General features: G+C 70.9%; 22 protein-coding genes. 10 read left to right on the top strand and 12 right to left on the bottom strand.

The features are described 5' to 3' along the window. Positions 1 to 5 precede the first annotated feature (5 nt). The 4 genes from O0235_RS11180 to O0235_RS11165 all read right to left on the bottom strand — a co-directional run bounded on the left by O0235_RS11180 (position 6) and on the right by O0235_RS11165 (position 3,008). Complete coding sequence (locus O0235_RS11180) at positions 6 to 974, bottom strand: GGDEF domain-containing protein (RefSeq protein ID WP_270055868.1); 969 nt, start codon at positions 972 to 974, stop codon at positions 6 to 8. A 106-nt stretch (positions 975 to 1,080) separates the two neighbouring features. Beyond that, positions 1,081 to 2,058 (bottom strand): SDR family NAD(P)-dependent oxidoreductase, encoded by a 978-nt coding sequence (locus tag O0235_RS11175; RefSeq protein WP_270055867.1) that lies wholly within the window; start codon positions 2,056 to 2,058, stop codon positions 1,081 to 1,083. A gap of 27 nt (positions 2,059 to 2,085) precedes the next feature. Continuing rightward, positions 2,086 to 2,505 carry a MaoC/PaaZ C-terminal domain-containing protein gene (locus O0235_RS11170; RefSeq protein WP_270055866.1) on the bottom strand — a complete coding sequence of 140 codons (420 nt, stop codon included), beginning with the start codon at positions 2,503 to 2,505 and terminating at the stop codon, positions 2,086 to 2,088. Between the two features lie 17 nt (positions 2,506 to 2,522). Continuing rightward, entirely contained in the window at positions 2,523 to 3,008 is a 486-nt protein-coding gene (locus tag O0235_RS11165) for a MaoC family dehydratase N-terminal domain-containing protein (protein WP_270055865.1), read from the bottom strand. Between the two features lie 105 nt (positions 3,009 to 3,113). On the opposite strand from O0235_RS11165, the gene O0235_RS11160 reads away from it, so the two are divergent. Next, positions 3,114 to 4,454: a GH1 family beta-glucosidase gene (locus O0235_RS11160; protein WP_270055864.1), complete on the top strand. Its 1,341-nt coding sequence runs from the start codon at positions 3,114 to 3,116 to the stop codon at positions 4,452 to 4,454. Positions 4,455 to 4,460: 6 nt separating this feature from the next. Here the strand turns inward: O0235_RS11160 and O0235_RS11155 are convergent, their stop codons facing one another. Both O0235_RS11155 and O0235_RS11150 read right to left on the bottom strand, forming a co-directional pair. Continuing rightward, the gene (locus O0235_RS11155) at positions 4,461 to 4,916 is read right to left on the bottom strand and encodes a glutathione peroxidase (RefSeq protein ID WP_373324446.1); all 456 of its coding nucleotides are present in this window, start codon (positions 4,914 to 4,916) and stop codon (positions 4,461 to 4,463) included. 85 nt (positions 4,917 to 5,001) lie between these two features. Continuing rightward, positions 5,002 to 5,439 (bottom strand): TIGR03668 family PPOX class F420-dependent oxidoreductase, encoded by a 438-nt coding sequence (locus O0235_RS11150; protein WP_270055862.1) that lies wholly within the window; start codon positions 5,437 to 5,439, stop codon positions 5,002 to 5,004. 57 nt (positions 5,440 to 5,496) lie between these two features. Here O0235_RS11150 and O0235_RS11145 point away from each other — a divergent pair, with 57 nt between their 5' ends. Continuing rightward, positions 5,497 to 6,450, top strand: coding sequence for an ROK family protein (locus O0235_RS11145; RefSeq protein ID WP_270055861.1), 954 nt, complete (start codon positions 5,497 to 5,499; stop codon positions 6,448 to 6,450). A gap of 1 nt (position 6,451) precedes the next feature. Here the strand turns inward: O0235_RS11145 and O0235_RS11140 are convergent, their stop codons facing one another. Both O0235_RS11140 and O0235_RS11135 read right to left on the bottom strand, forming a co-directional pair. Further along, positions 6,452 to 7,183: a dienelactone hydrolase family protein gene (locus O0235_RS11140; protein ID WP_270055860.1), complete on the bottom strand. Its 732-nt coding sequence runs from the start codon at positions 7,181 to 7,183 to the stop codon at positions 6,452 to 6,454. An 83-nt stretch (positions 7,184 to 7,266) separates the two neighbouring features. Continuing rightward, positions 7,267 to 8,112, bottom strand: a complete 846-nt coding sequence (locus O0235_RS11135) for a zinc metalloprotease HtpX (protein WP_270055859.1) — start codon at positions 8,110 to 8,112, stop codon at positions 7,267 to 7,269. A gap of 187 nt (positions 8,113 to 8,299) precedes the next feature. Between O0235_RS11135 and O0235_RS11130 the strand changes: the two genes are divergently transcribed. After that, positions 8,300 to 8,836 (top strand): fasciclin domain-containing protein, encoded by a 537-nt coding sequence (locus tag O0235_RS11130; RefSeq protein WP_270055858.1) that lies wholly within the window; start codon positions 8,300 to 8,302, stop codon positions 8,834 to 8,836. An 86-nt stretch (positions 8,837 to 8,922) separates the two neighbouring features. Here the strand turns inward: O0235_RS11130 and O0235_RS11125 are convergent, their stop codons facing one another. The 4 genes from O0235_RS11125 to O0235_RS11110 form a co-directional block, all read right to left on the bottom strand. Continuing rightward, positions 8,923 to 9,492, bottom strand: coding sequence for a peroxidase-related enzyme (locus O0235_RS11125; RefSeq protein ID WP_270055857.1), 570 nt, complete (start codon positions 9,490 to 9,492; stop codon positions 8,923 to 8,925). Positions 9,493 to 9,545: 53 nt separating this feature from the next. Then, positions 9,546 to 10,097, bottom strand: a complete 552-nt coding sequence (locus tag O0235_RS11120; protein WP_270055856.1) for a YqgE/AlgH family protein — start codon at positions 10,095 to 10,097, stop codon at positions 9,546 to 9,548. A 39-nt stretch (positions 10,098 to 10,136) separates the two neighbouring features. After that, a complete protein-coding gene (locus O0235_RS11115) occupies positions 10,137 to 11,351 on the bottom strand; it encodes a CaiB/BaiF CoA transferase family protein (protein WP_270055855.1) in 1,215 nt (404 codons plus the stop codon). A 63-nt stretch (positions 11,352 to 11,414) separates the two neighbouring features. Next, a complete protein-coding gene (locus O0235_RS11110) occupies positions 11,415 to 13,505 on the bottom strand; it encodes a lamin tail domain-containing protein (RefSeq protein ID WP_270055854.1) in 2,091 nt (696 codons plus the stop codon). A gap of 188 nt (positions 13,506 to 13,693) precedes the next feature. Between O0235_RS11110 and O0235_RS11105 the strand changes: the two genes are divergently transcribed. From O0235_RS11105 to O0235_RS11075, 7 genes are all read left to right on the top strand, one after another. Beyond that, positions 13,694 to 14,479, top strand: a complete 786-nt coding sequence (locus tag O0235_RS11105; RefSeq protein ID WP_270055853.1) for an SDR family NAD(P)-dependent oxidoreductase — start codon at positions 13,694 to 13,696, stop codon at positions 14,477 to 14,479. Between the two features lie 54 nt (positions 14,480 to 14,533). Beyond that, the gene (locus O0235_RS11100) at positions 14,534 to 15,331 is read left to right on the top strand and encodes a pseudouridine synthase (RefSeq protein ID WP_270055852.1); all 798 of its coding nucleotides are present in this window, start codon (positions 14,534 to 14,536) and stop codon (positions 15,329 to 15,331) included. After that, a complete protein-coding gene (gene cmk / locus O0235_RS11095; RefSeq protein WP_270055851.1) occupies positions 15,328 to 16,002 on the top strand; it encodes a (d)CMP kinase in 675 nt (224 codons plus the stop codon). Before O0235_RS11100 ends, cmk begins: the two co-directional genes overlap by 4 nt. Continuing rightward, positions 15,993 to 16,712, top strand: coding sequence for a lysophospholipid acyltransferase family protein (locus O0235_RS11090; protein WP_270055850.1), 720 nt, complete (start codon positions 15,993 to 15,995; stop codon positions 16,710 to 16,712). Before cmk ends, O0235_RS11090 begins: the two co-directional genes overlap by 10 nt. After that, positions 16,687 to 17,631 (top strand): 4-hydroxy-3-methylbut-2-enyl diphosphate reductase, encoded by a 945-nt coding sequence (gene ispH / locus O0235_RS11085; protein ID WP_270055849.1) that lies wholly within the window; start codon positions 16,687 to 16,689, stop codon positions 17,629 to 17,631. The genes O0235_RS11090 and ispH overlap by 26 nt, the downstream gene beginning before the upstream one ends. Positions 17,632 to 17,656: 25 nt before the next feature. Beyond that, positions 17,657 to 19,084 carry a DUF512 domain-containing protein gene (locus tag O0235_RS11080; RefSeq protein ID WP_270055848.1) on the top strand — a complete coding sequence of 476 codons (1,428 nt, stop codon included), beginning with the start codon at positions 17,657 to 17,659 and terminating at the stop codon, positions 19,082 to 19,084. A gap of 99 nt (positions 19,085 to 19,183) precedes the next feature. After that, the gene (locus tag O0235_RS11075; RefSeq protein ID WP_270055847.1) at positions 19,184 to 20,731 is read left to right on the top strand and encodes an acyl-CoA carboxylase subunit beta; all 1,548 of its coding nucleotides are present in this window, start codon (positions 19,184 to 19,186) and stop codon (positions 20,729 to 20,731) included. Position 20,732 lies beyond the last annotated feature (1 nt).

Raw genomic sequence — 20,732 nt, 5'->3', positions numbered from 1 at the left:
GGCGCTCAGGCGACGGAGGGGCCGTCGGTTTCGCCGCCGGGCCGGAGGAGGCTGAGCACGGCGGCCGTGCGGTGGCGGCCGGCGAGCTGGCGGTCGGCGGCGGCAAACAGGTCGGCAGGTTCGCAATCGACGCCGGTGGCGACGCCGAAGGCGAGCGTGACCGGGACGAGGTCGGCCCATTCGCCGAGGTTGCGCCGTTCGACCTCCTGGGCGATGCGGCGGGCGATGAGGCGGCCGACGGCGAGGTCGGCGCCGGGGAGGATGACGCCGAAGTCGTCGCCGCCGATGCGGGCGGCGAAGTCGCCGCCGCGGATGCTGTGGGCGATGGCGGAAGCGGCGCGGCGGAGCATGTCGTCGCCGACGTCGTGGCCGTGGGCCTGGTTGACGAGGCGGGTGCCGACGAGGTCGGCGAGGATGAGGGTGACCGGTTCGCGGGTGCCGCGGCGGGCGGCGCAGTCATCGCGGAGGCGCTCATCGAAGGCGTGCCGGTTGTACAGGCCGGTGAGGTGGTCGGTGCGGGCTTCGCGCTCGAGCCAGCGGACCATGGTGTCGCGCCGGCGGAGGGTGCGGTTTTCTTCGACGGCTGCGACCAGGCGGAGGGCGAGCTGGGCGGCGTCGAACTGGCCGACCGTGAGGAAATCATGCGCGCCGAGCTTGAGGGAGGGCACCGCTTCGAGGTCGGGCTGGCCATCGAGCAGGAGGACGACGGCGATGTCAGGCCGGCGTTCGCGCAGGAGGCCGGCAAGCGGCGACGCGGGGTCGAGCCAGGTGCGGGCTGCGACGAGGGCGACATCGAAGGGGCCGTCGGCGAGGAGGCTCTCGGCTTCCTGGGCGCCGCGGGCTGCGTGGGCGTGGAAGCGCGGCGAAGATTCGAGGAGCTGGCGCACAGCGCGGATCCGTTCGACGTCCTCGTCGATGATGAGGACGCGGAGGGTGCGCGGCTGAGCGGGCGGCGTCGCCGTTCGGAGGGTCATGCTGTGGTCCCTGTTCTGAGTATCGGCCGGGACTCGACAGAAGATGAGGCCCGCCGCGGGAATTCGCGGCGGGCCACGGGTGGCTGAGGGCGCCAGGCAGGGCGGGCTAGAAATCGCGGCCCGGGATTTTGATGTCGTCGGCGGGCGGCGCGGGGTTGGCGATGCCGGCCATGAGCTGGGTGGGCACGAGCATGCGGAGCTCATCGAGCGTCCACTTGCCGTGTTTGTAGATGTTGCGGAAGGGCGGGTAGAGGTCGGCGAGGAGGCCGATGTGGCCGCCGGCGACCTGGAAGATGCGCCCGTTGATGTTCCACGCCTCGTCGAGGAGGAGGTAGATGGTCATCGGGGCGACCATATCGGGGGTGCGCATGGCGGCGGCCTCTTCGGCGGCGCGGTTGGCGGCCGCCTGCGGCGGGCCGCCTGCAGCGGCGATGCCGCGCTGAGCGCGGAGTTCGCGGGCGGCCTGGGGGACGGTGGCGGTGAGGCGGGTGGCGGCGCCGGGCGCGATGCAGTTGACGGTGACGCCGTAGCGGCCGAGGTCGCGGGCGGCGACGCGGGTGAGCCCGGCGACGCCCGCCTTGGCGGCGCCGTAGTTCGCCTGGCCGGAGTTGCCCTGGAGGCCGGAGACGGAGCTGAAGTTGACGATGCGGCCGTAGCGCTGCTGCCGCATGAGGACAGAGGCGGGCTTGATGGTGGTGAAGTGGCCCTTGAGGTCGACGCGGATGACGTCGTCCCACTCTTCTTCAGTGAGATTGAAGATCATCCGGTCGCGGAGGATGGCGGCGAGGTTGATGAGGCCGTCGAGGCGGCCCCAGGTGTCGAGGGCGGTGCGGATGACGCTTTCGCCGCCTTCCATCGTGGAGACGTCGGCGAAGTTGGCGACGGCTTCGCCGCCCATCTTTTTGATTTCTTCGACGACCTGGGCGGCGGGGCCGTCATCGTGGCCGGAGCCGTCTGGATTGACGCCGGGGTCGTTGACGACGACGCGGGCGCCTTCGGAAGCGGCGAGGAGGGCGCATTCGCGGCCGATGCCGCGGCCGGCGCCGGTCATAGCGATGACTTTGCCCTCGAGGAGGTTGCCCATGTTCGGCGGTCCTTTCTGCGGCGCTGGCTAGCTGTTGATGATGACGGTGGCGGAGCCGGGAGTGGTTTTCTTCCCTTCGGGGTTCTCGGTCCAGATTTCGAGGTCGACGAGCTTCTGGCCGTTTTCTTCGTACTTGCGGGTGACGATGCCCTTGCAGGTGATGTCCTGGTTGGGGAAGTCCATGCCGCGGTAGGAGCAGCCGAAGCGCTTGATCTTGCCGTTGCCGCCGAGCAAGTCGTGGAGGAGCTGGCCGAGGAAGGCGTGCTTGAGGGCGCCGTGGACGATGATGTCGCTGAGGCCGGTGCCCTTCGCGAAGTCCTTATCGTAGTGAATCTGGTAGAAGTCGCCGGAGCCCGCGGCCCAGAGGACGAGCTGCTGGGTGGAGCAGTTCTTCTTGAGCTCCGGGATGGCCATGCCTTCGGTGATCTCGTTCCATTTCGCTGCCATGGGGGTGCTCCTCGGGGTCAGTAGCGGATGCCGGTGCCGGTCATGATGGCGACGACCTTGCCGTCCTGGTTCTTGTAGACGGTTTTGGTGGTGGTGATGAGCATCTGGCCGATGCTGCCTTCGCGCTCTTCGTAGGAGGCGACGTGGGAGGTGGCGGTGAGGACGTCGCCGGCGCAGATGTCGTCGAAGTATTCGATTTCGGTGCCGCCGTTGAGGATGCGGGTGAGGGGGCGGCTCGGCTGGGGGCCCATGTCGCGGCCGCGGCGGGCAGCGGCGTTCGGGTTGAAGATGGGCGTGCCGAGGTAGCCGGGCGGTGCGACGAGGCTGCGGTAGCCGGCGGCCTTCGCGGCGGCTTCGTCGTAGAAGATGGGGTCGGTGTGGCCGACGGCGCGGGCGAACATGCGGATGGAGGTCTTATCGACCTCGAGGGTGTAAGGTTCGGATTCTTTGCCGACGTGGGCGCGCATCTCATCGGTGATGAGCGGCGTCTTCTCCTGGGTCACGGGGCCTACTCCGCGGGATGATTTGTGCGCGGGGAACGATACGCGAGCGGGGGCGGCGCGTAAACGGCGTTTTGCTGGAGGACGGCGGCGCATAGAATGCGCGCCATGGCGTTTCTTTCGTTTCCCGAGGGCTTCCAGTGGGGGGTCGCGACGGCCTCCTATCAGATCGAAGGGGCGGTGCAGGAGGACGACCGCGGCGTGACCATCTGGGACACGTTCGTGCGGCAGCCGGGGAAGGTGCAGAACGGCGACACGGGCGACGTCGCCTGCGACCACTATCACCGGTTCCGCGAGGACGTCGAACTGATGGCGAGCCTCGGCATCCAGACGTACCGGTTTTCGCTGGCGTGGGCGCGCATCTACCCGTTCGGCCGCGGGGCGGTGAACGAGAAGGGGCTCGCGTTCTACGACCGGCTGTTCGATGCGCTGCTGGAGAAGAACATCCAGCCAGCAGTCACGCTCTACCACTGGGACCTGCCGCAGGCGCTGCAGGACCTCGGGGGCTGGACGAACCGGGAGGTGGTGGAGGCATTCGCGGCCTACGCGAAGACGGCGTTCGACCGGTTCGGCGACCGGGTGACGCGGTGGATCACGCTGAATGAGCCGATCGTGTTCACGGAGATGGGCCACCGGACGGGCGTGATGGCGCCGGGGATGCGGGACATCGGCGCGTACAGCCGGGCGATTCACCATGCGCTGCTCGCGCACGGCCGGGCGGTGCAGGTCTTCCGCGAGGGCGGCTACCGGGGCGAGATCGGGATCACGAACGCGAACACGTTCTACGAGCCGGCGGACGATGCGCCGGAGACGGCGGCGGCGGTGGAGCGGGCGCGGGACTTCGATACCCGGCTGTTCCACGGGCCGGTCTTCGGGAAGGGCTACCCGGCGTCGGTGGTGAAGCATTTCGCGGAGCGCGGGGTGCCGCTGCCGATTCAGCCGGGCGACATGGAGGTCATCGCGACGCCGACGGACTTCCTCGGGGTGAACCTGTATTCGCGGGCGCTCATCCAGCCGGCGAACAACAGCGTCGGGTTCACGTATGCGCCGCCGCGGCTGCCGCTGCTGCCGATGGGGTACGAGGCCGCGCCGCACGCGCTCGGGGCGTTCGTGCGATGGGTTTCGAACGAGTACGGCCGGCCGCGCATCTACATCACGGAGAACGGCGTGTGCGACAACACGGAGCCGGACGCGAACGGAGTCATCGACGACGTGACGCGGCAGGAGCTGCTGCGCGGCTTCCTCGCGGGGCTGCACGGGGCGATCGCGGACGGCTGCGACGTGCGCGCGTACTACCAGTGGTCGCTGATGGACAATTTCGAGTGGGCGTTCGGCTACAGCAAGCGGTTCGGCATCGTCTATACGGACTACCGGACGCTGGCGCGCATCCCGAAAAAATCGGCGGAGATGTACGCCGACATCATCCGCCGAAACGGGCTGGAGGCCTGAGAAGGTTCAGAGGAGCTGTTCGATCGCTTCGATGACCTCGGGCGCATCGGGCGGGGTGCGCGGGTCGAACTTCGCCACGACGTTGCCGTCGCGGTCGACGAGGTACTTCTGGAAGTTCCAGAGGACGTCGCCGCCGATCGGCTCGGGCAGCGAGGTGAGGACGCGGTAGAGCGGGTGCATGCCTTCGCCCTTGACGGAGATCTTGGCGAAGAGGGGGAAGGTGACCCCGTAGTTGAGGTCGCAGAAGGCCGCAATCTCCTCGTTGGTGCCGGGCTCCTGGCCCATGAAGTCGTTGGCGGGGAAGCCGAGAATTTCGAAGCCGCGGCCGCGGTATTTCTCGTAGAGCGACTGGAGCGCGGCGTACTGGGGGGTGAGGCCGCATTTGCTGGCGACGTTGACGAGGAGGAGGACGTTGCCGCGGTAGCGTTCGAGCGGCTCTTCGGTGCCGTCGATGCGGGGCATGGTGAACTGCAGGACCAAGGGAACCTCCGTAGGGGCGAAAGGGTACGCAAACGATCGTAGCAGGGCGGGAGCGGGGAGGTGCGGGTCAGCCGCCGGCGAACCAGGAGACGACCCGGACGGGGACGAAGCGGAGGAGCGGCAGCCGTTCGAGCGCCATGGCGCGGTACTGGGGGTAGCGGAGGCGGAGGGCTGCGAGGGCTTCTGGCCAGGCGGCGCCGCGGGACAGGACTTCTGCGCCGCAATCGAGGCGGACCCAGGCGAGGCGGCTCCAGTCGGCGTCGTAGCGGTCGACGAGGATCGCGGCGCGGGGGTCGCGCTGGAGGTCGGCGATGCGGGCGAGCGCGGCGGTTCGCTTCGGTTTTTCGTCGACGGCGACGGCGAGGACGGGGCCGGCGGGCTCATCGAGGAGGGCGAAGCAGACGGGGACGAGCCGCGGCCGGCCGGAGGGGGCGATGGTCGCGAGCCGGGCGACGGGTTCGGCGAGGAGGAGCTCGCGTTCGCGCGGGCCGATGACGACGGGCACGGCAGAAAGGGTACGCGAAGTGCGGACCCGCGCGGGCATGCGCTAGAGTGCGAACGTATGGCGCGGACGGTGCTGGCAGCGGACCTCGGGGGGACGCACCTCCGGGCAGCGGTCGTCGACGAAGGCGGGGCGATCGGCTACCGGGCGGACCATCCGACGCCGGCGGAGGCGTCGCCGGGGGAGATGGTCCAGCTGGTGGTCGACCTGCTGGCCGAGGCGGTGCGGGCATCCGGGGAGCGGCCGGCGGCGGCCTGCATCGCGACGGCGGGGCTGGTGAACGCGAACGAGGGGCGGGTGATCTTCGCGCCGAACATCGCGGGGTTCCGGAACGTGGTGCTGACGACGCCGGTGGCGCAGCGGCTGGGCATCCCGGCCTTCATCGAGAACGACGCCTCGGCGGCGGCGCTCGGGGAGCACCGGTTCGGCGCAGGGCGGGGGACGCGGCACCTGCTGCATGCGACGCTGGGGACGGGCATCGGGGGCGGGCTGGTGATCGACGGGCGGCTGTACCGGGGCGCGCAGGGGCTGGCCGGCGAGATCGGCCACATCGTGATCGACCCGGGCGGGCCGCGGTGCGCGTGCGGCTCGCGGGGGTGCCTCGAGGCGCTCGTGAGCGGCGTGGCGTTCGCGGCGCGGGCGCGGAAGCTGCTGGAGCAGGGGAAGTCGCCGGTGCTGAAGGAAGTCGTGGGGTACGACGAGCCGACGGGCGCGCACCTGTTCGCGGCGGCGGCGAAGGGCGACCGGGCGAGCGAGGCGGAGATCCGGAACGGGGGCCACTACCTCGGGCTGGGGCTGGGGAGTCTCGTGAACGTGCTGAACCCGGATGCGGTGACGCTCTCCGGCGGGCTGCTGGCGATGGGCGAGATGCTGCTGGGCCCGATGCGGGAGGCGATGCGGTCGATGGCGTACGGCGCGGCCGGCAGCGCGCTGGTGCGGCTGAGCGAACTCGGGGAGAACACGGGCCTGCTGGGCGCGGCGGCGGTGGCGTTCGAGCGGCTGGAATCGGCGTGAGTCAGCGGCCCAGGTGGTCTGCGAAGAAGGCCGCGATGCGGCGCCAGCTGTCCTCGGCCGCGGCAGGGTCGTAGCCGACCTTCATCGGGCCCCAGGCGCCAAGCCGCGCGGCGATGCCTTCGTGGCGATTCATGAAGGAGTGCCCGGCGCGGGGGTAGACCACGACGTCGTGCGGCACCTCGAGCTGCTGCAGGTGTTGCTGGAGGCGGCGGCCCTGCGGCGCAAAGAGCCGGTCGCGGCCGCCGTAGCCGGCAACGACAGGGCAGACGCCTTCGAGCGCAGCGCGGTCCTTCGGCACGGCGCCGTAGAAGACGGCAGCGGCGCGAAGGGGTGCGCGGGCCGCCATGAGCAGGGCGAAGGAGCCGCCCATGCAGAAGCCGAGGACGCCAAGGCGGCTCCCATCGACGGCGGGGTGGGCAGTGAGCCACGCGCGGGCGGCGTCGAGGGCGTCGAAGGCGCGGCCCTCGCCGCGGGCGAGGTCGCGGAAGGCGCGGACGAGGCAGAGCGGGCGCGGGCCGAGAGCGCCGAGGAGGTCCGGCGCGAGGGCGGCGTAGCCGAGGCCGGCGACGCGGCGGGCCTGGGCGCGGATGTCATCGTTCAGGCCGAAGATTTCGTGGAGGACGAGGACGCCGGGCACCGGGGCCGCTTCTGCACCGGCCGGGAGGGCGAGGAAGGCGGGCGTGGCCCGGCCGCCGGGACCGGGGAAGGTGACGGAGCTTTCGGCGATTTCCACGGCGGGGATGGTGCCGCATCGCGCGGAAAGCCGCGAGCCGCCCCGGCGGGGCGGCTCGCGGAGTGCCCGGGCGGCGGGCTCCGTTAGATGCGGCCGGCCATGTTGCGGAGGCGGCGGATGCGCTCATCCAGCGGCGGGTGAGTGCTGAAGAGGTTGGCGAGGCCTTCGCCGCGGAAGGGGTTCGCGATGTACAGGGCGGAGACCGCCTCCTGGGCGGGGGTTGGCTCCATGGGCACGGCGGCGATGCCCATCTTCAGCTTCTCGAGGGCGCTGGCGAGCGCGAGCGGGTCGCGGGTAACGCGGGCGCCGGTTTCGTCGGCGGCGTATTCGCGGGAGCGGCTGATGCCGAGCTGGAGGAGCGTGGCGGCGATGGGCGCGAGGAGAATGACGGCGAGCGCCGCGAGGGGGTTGCGGTCGCGGTCGCCGCCGCCGAAGAGGCTGGTGAACATGAGCACCTGGGCGATCATGGAGATGGCGCCGGCGATGGTGGCGACGATGGAGCTGGTGAGGATGTCGCGGTTCTTGACGTGGCCCATCTCGTGGCCGATGACCGCGCGGAGTTCGCGCTCATCGAGCAGGCGGAGGATGCCGGTCGTGACGGCGACGACGGCGTGCTTCGGGTCGCGGCCGGTGGCGAAGGCGTTCGGCGAGGGGTTTTCCACGATGTAGACGCGGGGCATGGGCATGCCGGCGGCCCGGGCGACTTCACGGACCATCTGGAAGAGGCGCGGGTGGTCGGCTTCGGAGATCTGGCGGGCGCCGGCCATGGCGAGCGCGACGCGGTCGCTGAACCAGTAGGCAAAGAAGTTCATGATGCCGGCGAAGATGAGGAAGAGGATCGCGCCGCCGGTGCCGCCGATGAAGCCGCCGACGGCGACGAGCAGGCCGGTGAGGGCAGCGAGCAGGACGGTCGTTTTGAGGAAGTTCATGGCAACGTGGTGGCTAACCTCCTGAGGAAAAGTATAGGGCGCGTGCCGGCGGCCGGGGCGGAAAGACGGGGTAAGCGGGAAGAAAATACGTCTTTTCTTTCTGGGATCGATTTGGCACTGGATGTTCGTACCCCCTGTACCTGCCGGCCGGAAGCGGCGGCGGGAAGCTCACACCCAGGGGGTTCTCATGAAGGTCGTTCGATGGCGCACTGCGCTGCTGCTCGCGGGGGCGGCGTTCGCTTCGCTGGCGATGGTCGCCTGCGGCGGGGACGATGACGAGGCAGCGCCGACGCCCATCCCAACGGCACCGCCCGCGGCGAGCGGCGACATCATCGAGGTGGCGACGGCCGCCGGGAACTTCACGACGCTGGCGCGCGCCCTCGAAGCCGCCGGCCTGGTGGAGACGCTGAAGGGCGACGGCCCGTTCACCGTGTTCGCGCCGACGGATGAGGCGTTCGCGGCGCTGCCGGCGGGGACGCTGGACAGCCTGCTCGCCGATCGCGACCAGCTGACGAAGGTGCTGACCTACCACGTCGTGGCCGGGAAGGTGACCTCGGACCAGGTCGCCTCGCTGTCCGAGGCGACGACGGTGGAGGGTTCGGCGCTGAGCATCAAGGTCGAGAACGGGAGGGTGATGGTCGGCGACGCGACGGTCACCTCCGCGGACGTGGAGGCGACGAACGGCGTGATCCACGTGATCGACAGGGTGCTCATCCCCGAGTAGCTGGGCCGGGGCAACCCGGGAGCGAAAACGGGAAACGGGGGCCGGGAATCCGGCCCCCGTTTGGTTCGCGCGGCGCGAGCGCAATGTCAGCGGGCGAGGCCGTGGTATTCGGGGTTGGGGAGGACGCCGGCGCCGCTCATGAGCCGGTTGGTGAAGTTGAACATGGAGGCGACTTCGACGATGTCCCAGCAGTCCTCGTCGCTGAAGCCGACGGCGCGGAGTTCGTCGATGTCGTCTTCGGTGACGGTGACGGGGTCGAGGGTGAGCTTGACGGCGAAGTCGAGCATGGCCATGTGCTTTTCGGATAGGCCGGCTTTGCGGTAGTCGAGGGTGATGCGGTCGCCCTGGACGGGGTCTTTGAGGATGGCGCGGAGGGCGTAGCCGTGGCTGGTGAGGCAGTAGAGGCACTGGTTCTGCATGGAGACGACGACGGCGATCATTTCGCGCTCGGCCTTGCCGAGGCCGGGGGTCGGCTCCATGACGGCCTGGTAGTGGGCCCACCACTTGAGCATGCGGTCGCCCCGCCAGGCGAGCGCGCGGAAGACGTTGGGGACGAACCCCATGCGCTCCTCCATCTGGTCGAAGAGGGCGCGGGCTTCGTCGGAGAGCTGGTCGCGTTCGAGGACGGGGAACCAGGAGATGCGTTCGCTGCTCATGGGCGCAGGGTGCGCCGGGCGGGGCGCTGCGTCAACGGGCGGACGGGCGCGGGTCAGTTGACGCGCGGGTCGGCGGGGGCCCAGGCGAAGAGTTTGAGTTTGCCGGGCTGACGGAGGAGGACGCGGCGCCAGAGGGTGGCGGCGTCCGGGTCGAAGGCGTCGCCTTCCAGGGCGGGGACGACGAACCAGGCTTCTTCGGCGATTTCGCGGTCGAGCTGGCCGGCGCCCCAGCCGGCGTAGCCGGCGAAGACGCGGACGGATTCGAGGTCGGCCCGGTAGTCCTCGAGGGGGCGGGAGAGGTCGAGGAGGGCGGCGCGGCCGACGATGCGGTTGGCGGGGTCGGCGCCGGGCCGGAAGCGGCCGAGGGCGATGGCTGCGGTCGGCTCGACGGGGCCGCCTTTGAAAACGACGGCCGGCGGCGCGGCGAGGGCGGCGAACTGCGGGAGGTGGTCGGCGACGGGAGCCTGCTCGAGCGGGTGGTTGAGGACGAGGCCCATGGCGCCGTCTTCGTCGTGCATGCAGACGAGGACGACGGTGCGGAAGAAGTTGGGGTCGACGAGCGAGAGGGAAGCGATGAGGAGCTTCCCTGCGAGGGATTCGGTCACGGGAGGGATCTTCGCGCAGGGCGGCGGGAGCGGGAAGGGTCAGGCTGGCGCATGGGCCGGGTCGTGGATGCCGATGACGCCGCGGGCCGCGAGGTCGGCGAGGTCGGCTGCGGTGAGGCCGAGCTCGGCAGCGAGGACGCCGGCGGTGTGCTCGCCGAGGAGCGGCGCGCGCTGCAGTTCGACCTCGGAGTCGCTGAGGTGGATGGGCGGGGCGAGGAGCTGGAATTCGCCGACCGTGGGGTGCTGGATGGTGCGGACCATGTTGCGGGCGCGGAGGTGGCGGTTGGCGAGGAGGTCTTCGGTATCGAAGACGGCGCTGCAGGGGACGCCGGCCGCGGCGAGGTGCTCCATGGCTTCGAACTTGGTGCGCTGGCGGGTCCAGCTGGCGATGTACTCCCAGAGTTCGTCGCCGTGGGCGTGCCGGTCGCGGACGGTGGCGAAGCGGGGGTCCATGCCGAGCTCTGGCATGTCGATGGCGGCGATGAGGGCGTCCCACATGCGGGTGGTGACGACCATGATGTAGATGTAGTCGTTCGGGCCGCCCGGGGCGCAGGGGTAGAGGTCGGTGGGGACGACGGTGCGGTTGCCGCGGCGCTGGATGGGGCTGGAGCGCCATTCGCGCTGGGACATCGGTTCGCGCATGAAGTTGGCGATGACTTCCTGCATGGCGATTTCGACGACCTGGCCGCGGCCGGTGCGCTGCCGCTGGATGAAGGCGGCGAGGATGCCCAGGGCGGCATGCACGCCGGAGCCGGTATCGCCGAAGGTGGCGCCGGGGCGCATCGGCGGGCCGTCGGGGTCGCCGGTGACGCTGAAGGCGCCGCCCGCGGCCTGCGCGACCATATCGAAGCACTTGTAGCCGGCATACGGGCCGTGCGTGCCGAACCCCTTGATCGTGGCGTAGATGATGCCGGGGTTGATGGCGGAGAGGACGTCGTAGCCGAGGCCGAGCTTCTCCATGGTGCCGAGGGTGAAGTTTTCGACGACGACATCGAAGCGGGGAACGAGGCTGAGGAAGAGTTCGCGACCCTCGGGGGTGTCGAGGGCGATGGCGGCGCTCTTCTTGTTGTTATTGAAGGAGAGGAAGTAGTAGGAGTCGCGGCCCTTGCCGGCGACGTTGCGGCCGGGGTCCCCGACACCTGGGCGCTCGATTTTGATGACCTCGGCGCCGAGCCAGGCGAGGTACTGGGTGCAGGTGGTGCCGGCCTCGTACTGGGTGAGGTCGAGGACTTTCAGGCCGTCGAGCGCTGCCATCGTCGGGCCTCCGGGGCTGGATGGCGGGAGTGTAGCAGGGGCGCGCGGGGCCGGGGGAGGGCGTCAGGAGCGGGGTTTGCGGCGGCTGCGGCGTTCGCGGGCGCGTTTGACGGCGCGGGCGATGGCGGCGCCGAGCATGCCGACGCTGATGCCGGCGAGCCCGCCCAGGACCATCCAGGGGACGACGGAGCCGCCATCGCCTCCTTCCTGGACCTGGAGGGCAGCGGCGGACCGCGGCGGCGCAGGAGAACCGCCTGCGGCCGATGCGCCGGCGACGGCGGTCTCGACGGCGGCGGCGAAGACGTTGGGCTGGCCCGGCGTCGGGCGGAGCGTGACCGCCCAGTTCTCAGGGGCGGGTTCGGCGGCGGGGTCGCGGAGCCCAATCGTTTCACCGGCTTCGGGCGCCGGGGGCGGGGGGTCGAACACGTCCGCACGGGTGCCGAAGGAGACTTCGTCGATGGTGCGGCCGGCGGGGTCGCGGAGGCGGAGGACGTCGCCGGTGTTGCCGAGCCCGTTGCCGATGTCGCCGTCCGGGACGCGGACCGTGAGGACCTCGCCGGGAAGCGCGGCCGAGGCGCCGGCGATGACGGCGTAGCCGCCCGGCGGGATGACGGCCGCCGGCAGGACGTCGGCGGAGGAGGCATCGGCGATGACCCAGCCGGCGAGGTCGACGGGTTCGGTGCCGGTGTTGACGATTTCGACCCATTCGAAGGCGGCGTCGCGGCCGGGCTCGGGCGGGTCGCTCATGATCTCGGAGATGCGGAGCGCTGCCGGAGGGCCGGCGGCCGCCGCTTGCGGCGGGGCGGCGGGCCGGGACGAACTGCCGGCGCCCGAGGGGGCACGGGCAGGTGAGGGCGACGGAGCTGACTGGGGCGCACTCGAGCCTGCAGCCGGGGACGGGGACGGTTTCGGGGAGGGTGTCGGCGTCGGGGGCGGCGCGTCGACAGCATCGAACCAGGCGTCGTCGAAGCAGGCCGTGGCTGTGCCCGATGGGCGCAGCATGAGGCGAACGCGGGCAGACCGGGCGTCGACGGGTGCGCGGAACGGGCCGGCAGCGAGGGGTGCCCAGCCGCCGGAGACGGGTTCGCCATCGGCCTGGTCGGTTCCGGCGCCGCTGCCGTCGGCGGAGGTGTACCAGGTGATGCGGAGGAAGGCGTCGCCGCCGGTGGCGCTGGCCCAGGCGCGGGCTTCGTACCACTGGCCGGGTTCGACGGGCACGACCTGGTAGAGCCACTTCGTCGAGGACGTGTCGGAATCGAGGCAGGCGGCGTAGCGGCCTTCGTAGGCGTCGGCGGAGGCGCGGAGTTCGCCGCCGACTTTCGACCAGTACGCCGGGCGGCCGGACTGGACGACTTCGAAATCGCCGTTGCGGAGGAGGCCGCCGCTGGCTGAGCCGGGCGGGAGGGTCGGCGTGGCGGTTGGGGGCATGGTCGGGGTGCGGGCGGGGGTGCTGGCGCGGGGCGGCGTGGGCGTTTTCGTCGGCGTGGGGGTTCGGGTGGGCGTCGGTGTGCGCGTCGGGGTCGGGGTGCGCGTAGCGGCCGGGCCGTCTCCGGACACATCGGAGCCGCCGGGGCCCGGGAGGGTTGGGGTTGGGGTGCTGGTCGGCGTCGCCGTGGGCGTCGGGGTCGGGTTGCCGGCGGATTCGGTGAGGGAGGCCGCGGAGGGCCGGAGGATGGTGCCCGGGCTGCCGCGGACCTCGACGATGAAGGCGGCGAGCTGCGTGCCAGGGGGCGCCGAGGGGCTGGCCGTCGTGAGTGTGACGGGCATCTCGCCGATCATGGTGACGGGGCTGATGACGGTGGCGGCACTGATGGGGCCGGAGGTGTTCCAGAATTCGACCCGGAGCTGGGCGGAGAGGGTCGCGGAGGCTGCGAGGGTGACGCGGGCGTCGTAGCGGCTCCCGGGCGAGGCGGGAACGTATTGGGAGAAGAAGGCGAGGGTGCTGCCGAGTCGGAGACCGTCGGGGGTTTCTTCGAGCAGGGAGAGCCCCCAGGCGTCTTCGACGGGCGGAGCGAAGGAGGGGTTGTCGAGGAGATTATCGGAGGCGCTGGCGGGCGGGGAGGACGCTGCAAGGAGCGAGACTGCGGCTGCGAGGGTGGCGAGGAAGAGGAGTGCGGAGGGGACGCGCCGCCCGGGCCCCGCTCTGCGCTTCATGGGGCGGGATTGTGGTGAGGGCAGGGAGGGGCGTAAAGGGGGCCGGGGGAAAATTCATACATTTCCTGAATTATGTCGCTCGATCGCAAATTGTCCCAGGGCGCGGCGGCTTCACCGGGGCGGGAAGGGCGGGGTAGACTGCGGCGGCCGGGCGCGGGCGATGCGGCCCGGCGAGGAGGTCTTCGGCGATGGATATCCGCGGGGGCGTGGTCATCGTGACCGGCTCGGCGACGGGCGTGGGCGCGGCCTGCGCGAAACTGCTCGCCAGCAAGGGCTGCAACGTCGTGATCAACTACACGAAGTCGGAAGCGGAGGCGCGGGAGACGCAGGCGGCCTGCGAGGCGCTCGGCGTGGAGACGCTGCTCGTGCAGGCGGACGTGGCGAACGACGCGGACTGCCGGCGGATGGCGCAGGCGGCGGTCGACCGGTGGGGCCGCATCGACGGGCTCATCAACAACGCCGGGGCGACGAAGTTCGTGAACCACACGGACCTCGAGGGGCTGACGGCGGAGGACTTCCAGCGCATCTATGCAGTGAACGTCATTGGGCCGTATCAGATGACGCGGGCGGTGGCGCCGCAGATGAAGGCGCAGGGCCGCGGAGCGGTGGTCAACATTTCGTCGATCGCCGGGGTGATGGGCATCGGGAGTTCGATCGCGTATGCGGCCTCGAAGGGGGCGCTGAACACGATGACGCTCTCGCTGGCGCGGGCGCTGGGCCCGGAGATCCGGGTCAACGCCATCTGCCCGGGGTTCATCCAGGGGCGGTGGCTGCGCGGGGGGCTCGGGGACGCGGCGTACGAGGCGGCGCTGGCGCAGCAGGAGCGGACGACGCCGCTTCGGAAGGCCGGGACGCCGGAGGATATGGCGCAGGCGGCCGTCTGGTTCATCGAAGGGGCGGACCTCGTGACGGGCGAGCTGCTCATCGTCGACGCGGGGGCGCACCTCGGCGCCGCGCCGCTCATCGCGCGGTAGCGGGCCGAGGCCGCGCGGGTTGCGCGCGCGGGGGCGAAGGTGTGGAGTGGGGATGTGGCGCTGGAACGGCTGCAGAAGATTCTTTCGAACGCGGGCGTGGCATCCCGCCGCCAGGCGGAGGAGCTGATCCTCGCCGGGCGGGTGCAGGTGAACGGCCAGCCGGTGACGACGCTCGGTGCGCGGGCAGACCCGGAGACAGACGAGGTCCTCGTGGATGGCGAGCCGGTGCGGCGGGACCGCTACCGGTACTTCGTCCTGAACAAGCCGCGGGGGTTCCTGACGACAGCGCGGGACGACCGGGGCCGGGAGACGGTGCTCGACCTCGTGCCTATTGGCGACGTGCAGCTCCACCCGGTCGGGCGGCTGGACATGGACAGCGAGGGGCTCGTCATCATCACCAACGACGGGCACCTGACGGACCTGCTGACGCACCCGAAGTACGAAGTAGAAAAGGAATATCTCGTGGGGGTCGATGCCGCGCCGCCGCAGCGTGACCTGGAGCGGATGGTGCGCGGGATCGAGGTCGACGGCGAACGGCTGCGGGCGGCGGCGGTGCGGCTCGTCGAGCCGCCGGCGGATGCCGAGCCGGGCGGCGGCGCGGGGGCGTGGCTGCTGGTGACGCTGCGGCAGGGGAAGAACCGGGAGATCCGGCGGATGCTCGGCGCGCTGGGGCGGAAGGTGGTGCTGCTGCGGAGGCTGCGGGTCGGGCCGCTGCGGCTGGGAAACCTCGGGAGCGGCGCGTTCCGGGAGCTAACGGACGAGGAGGTGGCGGCGCTCTACCGGGCGGGGCGGGCGGCCGCCGCGGCCGGCGATGGGCCGGAACGGAAGGGTCGCGTACCATCGCGGCGATGAGACCGGATGGCTGCGTCCCCTGGCCGATTGCGATCGACGGGCCGGCGGCCTCGGGCAAGAGCTCGCTCGGGATGGCGCTGGCGGAGCGGTTCGGGTTCCTCTTCCTCGATACGGGACTGATGTACCGGGCGGTCACGCTGGCCGCGCTGGAGGCCGGGGTGCCGCCGGAGGACGAGGCGGCGGGCGCGTTCGCGCGGGCGCTCGATATCCGGGCGGAGGCCGGGGCGGAGACGCGCATCCTCGTCGACGGGAAGGACGTGACGGGCCGGCTGCGCGAGCCGGAGGTGGAGCATCACGTCAGCGCCTACAGCGCGCTGCCGTCGGTGCGGGCGGCGATGGTGGCGGCGCAGCGGGCGATTGCGGCGCGCGGGCCGGCGATCCTCGCGGGGCGGGATATCGGCACGGTGGTGCTGCCGGATGCGCCGGTGAAGCTCTTCCTCGAGGCCTCGCCGGAGGCGCGCGCGGCGCGGCGGAGCCTGCAGGCGCGGCAGTGGGGGCTGGCGCAGGAGGCGGCGGAGGCGCGCCGGGACATCGAGCAGCGGGACCGGCTGGACAGTTCGCGGGCGGCGAGCCCGCTGCGGCCGGCCGAGGATGCGGTGGTCATCGATACGACGGACCTCTCGCTCGAGGACGTCATCCGGTACGCGCTGGAGCTGCTGGGATGCAACTGAAGCTGCCGCGGCCGCGGTGGGAGTGGTTCGTGCCGGCGTTCTACTGGGGGTGCACGTACGCGCTGCGCGGGGCGCTCTGGCTGGTGACGCGCTGGGAGGTGCGGGGCCGCGAGCACGTGCCGCTCGAAGGCGGGCTGATTGTGGTCTCGAACCACCTGAACAATGCCGACCCGCCCATCGTCGGCGCGGGGGTGGCGAAGCGGCGCATCCGGTGGATGGCGAAGATCGAGCTGTTCCGCTACCCGTTCGGGGTCATCCCGCGGCTGTGGGGGGCGTTCCCGGTGCGGCGGTTCGAGGCGGACCTCGGGGCGATGCTCAACGCCGAGCGGATCCTGCGGCACGGGGGCGTGCTCGGCATGTTCCCGGAGGGGACGCGGTCCCGCACGGGCTACCTCGGCAAGCCGCACCCGGGCACGGCGCTCATCGCGCTCCGGACGGGGGTGCCGGTGCTCCCGTGTGCGGTGACCGGGACGGAGCGGTTCCGGAACCCGCTCGTGGTGCTGCGGCGGCCGCGCTTCACGGTCACCATCGGCGAGCCGATCCGCGTCGAAGCGGTGAAGCGGCCGACGGAGGAGCAGGTGAGCGCCCTGACGGAGCGGATTTTCGAGGCCATCAAGGCGCTCTTACCGCCGGAGTACGTGGCTCCCTATACTGGGAGTGACGGCGGTGCGCCGCAGGAGCACGATGGTCCAGATCATCCGCGCGAGTGACATGGGATTCTGCATGGGCGTGCGCCGCGCCGTGCAGATCATGGAAGCCGAGGCCTCGCCCGAGCGGCCGGTCTTCAGTGTTGGCGAAATCGTCCACAACCCGCACGTGGTGCGCTCGCTCGAACGGAGCGGCGTGGTGCAGCTGCCGGGCCCGGATGAGGTGGATGGGGACATCGGCAAGGCGACAGCGGAACGGGTGAAGCAGGGCCGGGTGGCGATTACCGCGCACGGGGTCGGCGAGCGGGTGGTGAAGGAGCTGGCCGCGAGCGGGCTGGAGATCATCGACACGACCTGCCCGATCGTGACGCGGGCGCAGCGGTACGGGCAGAAGTTCGCGCGCGAAGGCTGGCACGTGCTGATCTTCGGCGACCCGGGGCACAAGGAGGTGCGGGGCATCCTCGGCTGGACGAACGGCCCGGACGGTTCGCCGAACGCGACGGTGGTGCCGCAATCGGACCTCGCGAGTTTGCGGAAGGTCGTCGAGGAATTCCCGGGCGGGTTCCCGAACAAAATCGGGGTGATGGCGCAGACGACGCACAAGATGGAGGACTTCGCCCAGTTCGTGGCGAACCTCATGCTGCTGCGGCGGGACTACAACTTCGAGCTGCACGTGGTGAACACGCTCTGCCATGCGACGACGGGGCAGCAGGAGGCGGCGGCGGCGCTGGCGAAGCAGGTCGACGTGATGATCGTGGTCGGCGGGAAGAAGAGCGCGAACACGCGGCACCTGCGGGAGGTGGCGGAGGAGCAGGGGACGCGGGCGTACCACATCGAGGGCCCGGAGGAGCTGGAGGCGGGCTGGTTCGCGGGCGTCGAGCGGGTGGGGCTGACGGCCGGGGCTTCGACGCCGGATTTCTCGGTGGATGCGGTGGAAGCCCGGATCCGGGAGCTGGCGGGAGCAGCGGACGCCGGGGGCTGACGGACCCCGTGCCATAATCGAAAGCATGCGGAACGAACCGGCGCCGGGCGTGATCAGCGGGGTGCGGCCGGGCTCGCTGGCGGACCTCGCCGGGCTGGAGCCGGGCGACGCTGTGGTGCGGGTCAACGGGCGCGTCCCGCGCGACGTGGTGGATGTCCAGTTTTACTCCTCGGAGCCTGAGGTCGAGGTGCTGGTCAGGAAGGCGAATGGCCTCGACGACCTCATCGTGTTCGAGAAGGCGATCGACGAGGACATCGGTTGGGAATTCGAGCGGGCCACCTGGGACGACGTCATCCTCTGTAATAACAACTGTTTCTTCTGCTTCCTGAAGGGCCTGCCGAAGGGGATGCGGAAGACGCTGTACGTGAAGGACGACGACTACCGGCTGTCGTTCCTGCACGGGAACTTCGTGACGCTGACGAACCTGGCGGAGGAGGACTGGGCACGGCTGGAGGAGCAGCGGCTGAGTCCGCTGAACGTTTCGGTGCACGCGACGGAGCTGGCGCTGCGGCGGCGGATGCTGGCGAACCCGGAGGCGCCGGACATCATCGCGCAGCTTCGGCGGCTGGGGGAGCTGGGCATCCAGGCGCACACGCAGATCGTGCTTTGCCCGGGGGTGAACGACGGGGAGCACCTGCGGCGTTCGATTGCCGACCTCGGCGCGCTCTACCCCACGGTGCTGACCATCAGCGTGGTGCCGGTGGGCGCGAGCCCGCGGCTGGAGGAGTGGTCGCTGGAGCGGGACGGCATCCCGCTCGAACGGCCGACGCCGGACTACGCGCGGGAGGTCATCGGCCTGATTCGGCCGTTCCAGCGGGAGTTCCGGCGGCGGTACGGCGCGACGATCGTGCAGTGCAGCGACGAGTACTACGTGACGGCAGGGCTGCCGGTGCCGCCGGCGCGGGCGTATGACGGGTTCCCGCAGTACGAGAACGGGATCGGGATGGTGCGGCGGATGCTCGACGACTGGGCGCGGACGCGGCGGCGGCTGCGGGAGCGGGGCGTGCCGGCGGGCGTGGCCGGGCGGCGGGCGGTGGTCGGGACGGCGCGGCTGATGGCGCCGACGCTGGCCGGCATCGCGCGGGAGCTTTCGGAGCTGACGGGGGCGGAGGTCGAAGTGCAGGGGGTGACGAACCGGGTCTTCGGAGAGCGGGTGAACGTGAGCGGGCTGGTGTGCGGGGCGGATTACGTCGAGCAGGTGCGGCGGCCCGAGGCCCCGGACTGCTACATCCTGCCGCGGCCGAGCCTCGATTTCTTTGGGGAGAAGTTCCTCGATTCGATGACGGTGGAGGAGGCGGAGGCGGGGCTTGGGGCGCCGCTGGGGTTCGCGAGCGCGTGGTCGGAGGTGGTGCGGATTCTCGCTGAAGGGCCGCGCCGGCCGGGGCGGAACGCGCGGGAGAACGGGCGGTTCTGGTCGGAGCCGGCGGCGGCAGGGGCGGCCGGGGATTCGTGAATCGCCCGGGAGGGCGGAGGGTGCTATCTTCGCGATGGCGGCCCGCGCCCGGCCGGGACGGGCGGAGCGGGCTGAATTCCCCTACGGACCGAGGCCAGGATGACCGACCAGTTGACCGCTGAGCAGAAGCTCCAGCAGTTGATCGCCCTGAAGGAGGCTGCCGCGCTGGGCGGCGGCGAGAAGCGGATCGAGGCGCAGCATGCGCGCGGGAAGCTGACGGCGCGGGAGCGCATCGACCTGCTGCTGGACCCGGGGACGTTCGAAGAGCTGGACATGCTCATGCGGCCGCGGGGGTCGCTTGCGGGCGGGAATGTGGAGGCGGTCGTGACGGGCTGGGGGAAGGTCGACGGCCGCCCGGTCTACGTGTTTTCGTACGATTTCACGGTCGCGGGCGGGTCGCTGAGCGAGGCGGTGGCGGAAAAGATCCTGAAGGTGATGGACCTGGCGATGATGACGGGAGCGCCGATCATCGGGATCCAGGACTCGGGCGGGGCGCGCATCCAGGACGGGCCGGAGAGCCTGCGGGGCTTCGGCGAGATCTTTGCGATGAACACGCTGGCGAGCGGCGTGGTGCCCCAGATCAGCGTCATCATGGGGCCGTGCGCGGGCGGCGCCGTCTACAGCCCGGCCATCACGGACTTCGTGTTCATGGCCGAGGGGTCGAGCTACATGTTCATCACCGGGCCGGACGTGGTGAAGTCGGTGACGGGCGAGGAAGTGACGCAGGAGACGCTGGGCGGAGCGGACGTGCACGCCTCGCGCTCGGGCGTGGCGCACTTCGCGATCGCGGGCGAAGAGGCGACCCTGGCGGAGGTGCGCCGCCTGCTCTCCTTCCTGCCGTCGAACAACGCGGAAGACCCGCCCTTCGTGCCGACGAACGATGACGTGAACCGGACGGAGGAGGACCTGCTGACGATCGTGCCGGCGGAGCCGAACCGGCCGTACGACGTGCGGGATGTCATCGGCCGGATCGTGGACGACGGGGACTTCATGGAGGTGCAGGAAGCGTTCGCGCCGAACATCGTCGTGGGCTTCGGGCGGATGGGCGGCCGGAGCGTGGGGTTCGTGGCGAACCAGCCGATGCACCTCGCCGGGTCGCTGGACATCAACGCAAGCCGGAAGGCGGCGCGGTTCGTGCGCTTCTGCGACTGCTTCAACATCCCGATCGTGACGCTGGTGGACGTGCCGGGCTACCTCCCGGGGACATCGCAGGAGTACAACGGCATCATCACGCACGGGGCAAAGCTGCTCTATGCCTACAGCGAAGCCACGGTGCCGAAGGTGGCGGTGGTGCTGCGGAAGGCATACGGCGGGGCCTACCTCGTGATGTCGTCGAAGCATCTCCGCGGCGACATGAACTTCGCGTGGCCGACGGGCGAGATCGCCGTGATGGGGCCGGACGGCGCGGCGAACGTGGTCTACCGGGATGAGATTGCGAACGCCCCGGACCCGGAGGCGCGGCGGAAGGAGCTCATCGAGGAGTACCGGCAGAAGTTTGCGAACCCGTACATCCCGGCGGGCCGGGGCTTCATCGATGACGTCATCGACCCGCGGCAGACGCGGCCGAAGATCATCCGGGCGCTGGAGATGCTGCAGAACAAGGCCGACCGGAACCCGCCAAAGAAGCACGGGAACATCCCGCTGTAGG

It is taken from the genome of Tepidiforma flava, from assembly GCF_027594505.1.
GTDB lineage: Bacteria > Chloroflexota > Dehalococcoidia > Tepidiformales > Tepidiformaceae > Tepidiforma > Tepidiforma flava.
The sequence above is the reverse complement of the archived record's forward strand: the minus strand, read 5'-3'. Positions and strand labels throughout refer to the sequence as shown.

Bases quoted from the DNA above. Each gene is read 5' to 3' on its own strand.
- O0235_RS11180 (WP_270055868.1), bottom strand. From the start codon at position 974: ATGACCCTCCGAACGGCGACGCCGCCCGCTCAGCCGCGCACCCTCCGC.
- O0235_RS11175 (WP_270055867.1), bottom strand. From the start codon at position 2,058: ATGGGCAACCTCCTCGAGGGCAAAGTCATCGCTATGACCGGCGCCGGC.
- O0235_RS11170 (WP_270055866.1), bottom strand. From the start codon at position 2,505: ATGGCAGCGAAATGGAACGAGATCACCGAAGGCATGGCCATCCCGGAG.
- O0235_RS11160 (WP_270055864.1), top strand. From the start codon at position 3,114: ATGGCGTTTCTTTCGTTTCCCGAGGGCTTCCAGTGGGGGGTCGCGACG.
- O0235_RS11155 (WP_373324446.1), bottom strand. From the start codon at position 4,916: ATGCCCCGCATCGACGGCACCGAAGAGCCGCTCGAACGCTACCGCGGC.
- O0235_RS11145 (WP_270055861.1), top strand. From the start codon at position 5,497: ATGGCGCGGACGGTGCTGGCAGCGGACCTCGGGGGGACGCACCTCCGG.
- O0235_RS11135 (WP_270055859.1), bottom strand. From the start codon at position 8,112: ATGAACTTCCTCAAAACGACCGTCCTGCTCGCTGCCCTCACCGGCCTG.
- O0235_RS11130 (WP_270055858.1), top strand. From the start codon at position 8,300: ATGAAGGTCGTTCGATGGCGCACTGCGCTGCTGCTCGCGGGGGCGGCG.
- O0235_RS11125 (WP_270055857.1), bottom strand. From the start codon at position 9,492: ATGAGCAGCGAACGCATCTCCTGGTTCCCCGTCCTCGAACGCGACCAG.
- O0235_RS11115 (WP_270055855.1), bottom strand. From the start codon at position 11,351: ATGGCAGCGCTCGACGGCCTGAAAGTCCTCGACCTCACCCAGTACGAG.
- O0235_RS11110 (WP_270055854.1), bottom strand. From the start codon at position 13,505: ATGAAGCGCAGAGCGGGGCCCGGGCGGCGCGTCCCCTCCGCACTCCTC.
- O0235_RS11105 (WP_270055853.1), top strand. From the start codon at position 13,694: ATGGATATCCGCGGGGGCGTGGTCATCGTGACCGGCTCGGCGACGGGC.
- cmk (WP_270055851.1), top strand. From the start codon at position 15,328: ATGAGACCGGATGGCTGCGTCCCCTGGCCGATTGCGATCGACGGGCCG.
- O0235_RS11090 (WP_270055850.1), top strand. From the start codon at position 15,993: ATGCAACTGAAGCTGCCGCGGCCGCGGTGGGAGTGGTTCGTGCCGGCG.
- ispH (WP_270055849.1), top strand. From the start codon at position 16,687: ATGGTCCAGATCATCCGCGCGAGTGACATGGGATTCTGCATGGGCGTG.
- O0235_RS11080 (WP_270055848.1), top strand. From the start codon at position 17,657: ATGCGGAACGAACCGGCGCCGGGCGTGATCAGCGGGGTGCGGCCGGGC.
- O0235_RS11075 (WP_270055847.1), top strand. From the start codon at position 19,184: ATGACCGACCAGTTGACCGCTGAGCAGAAGCTCCAGCAGTTGATCGCC.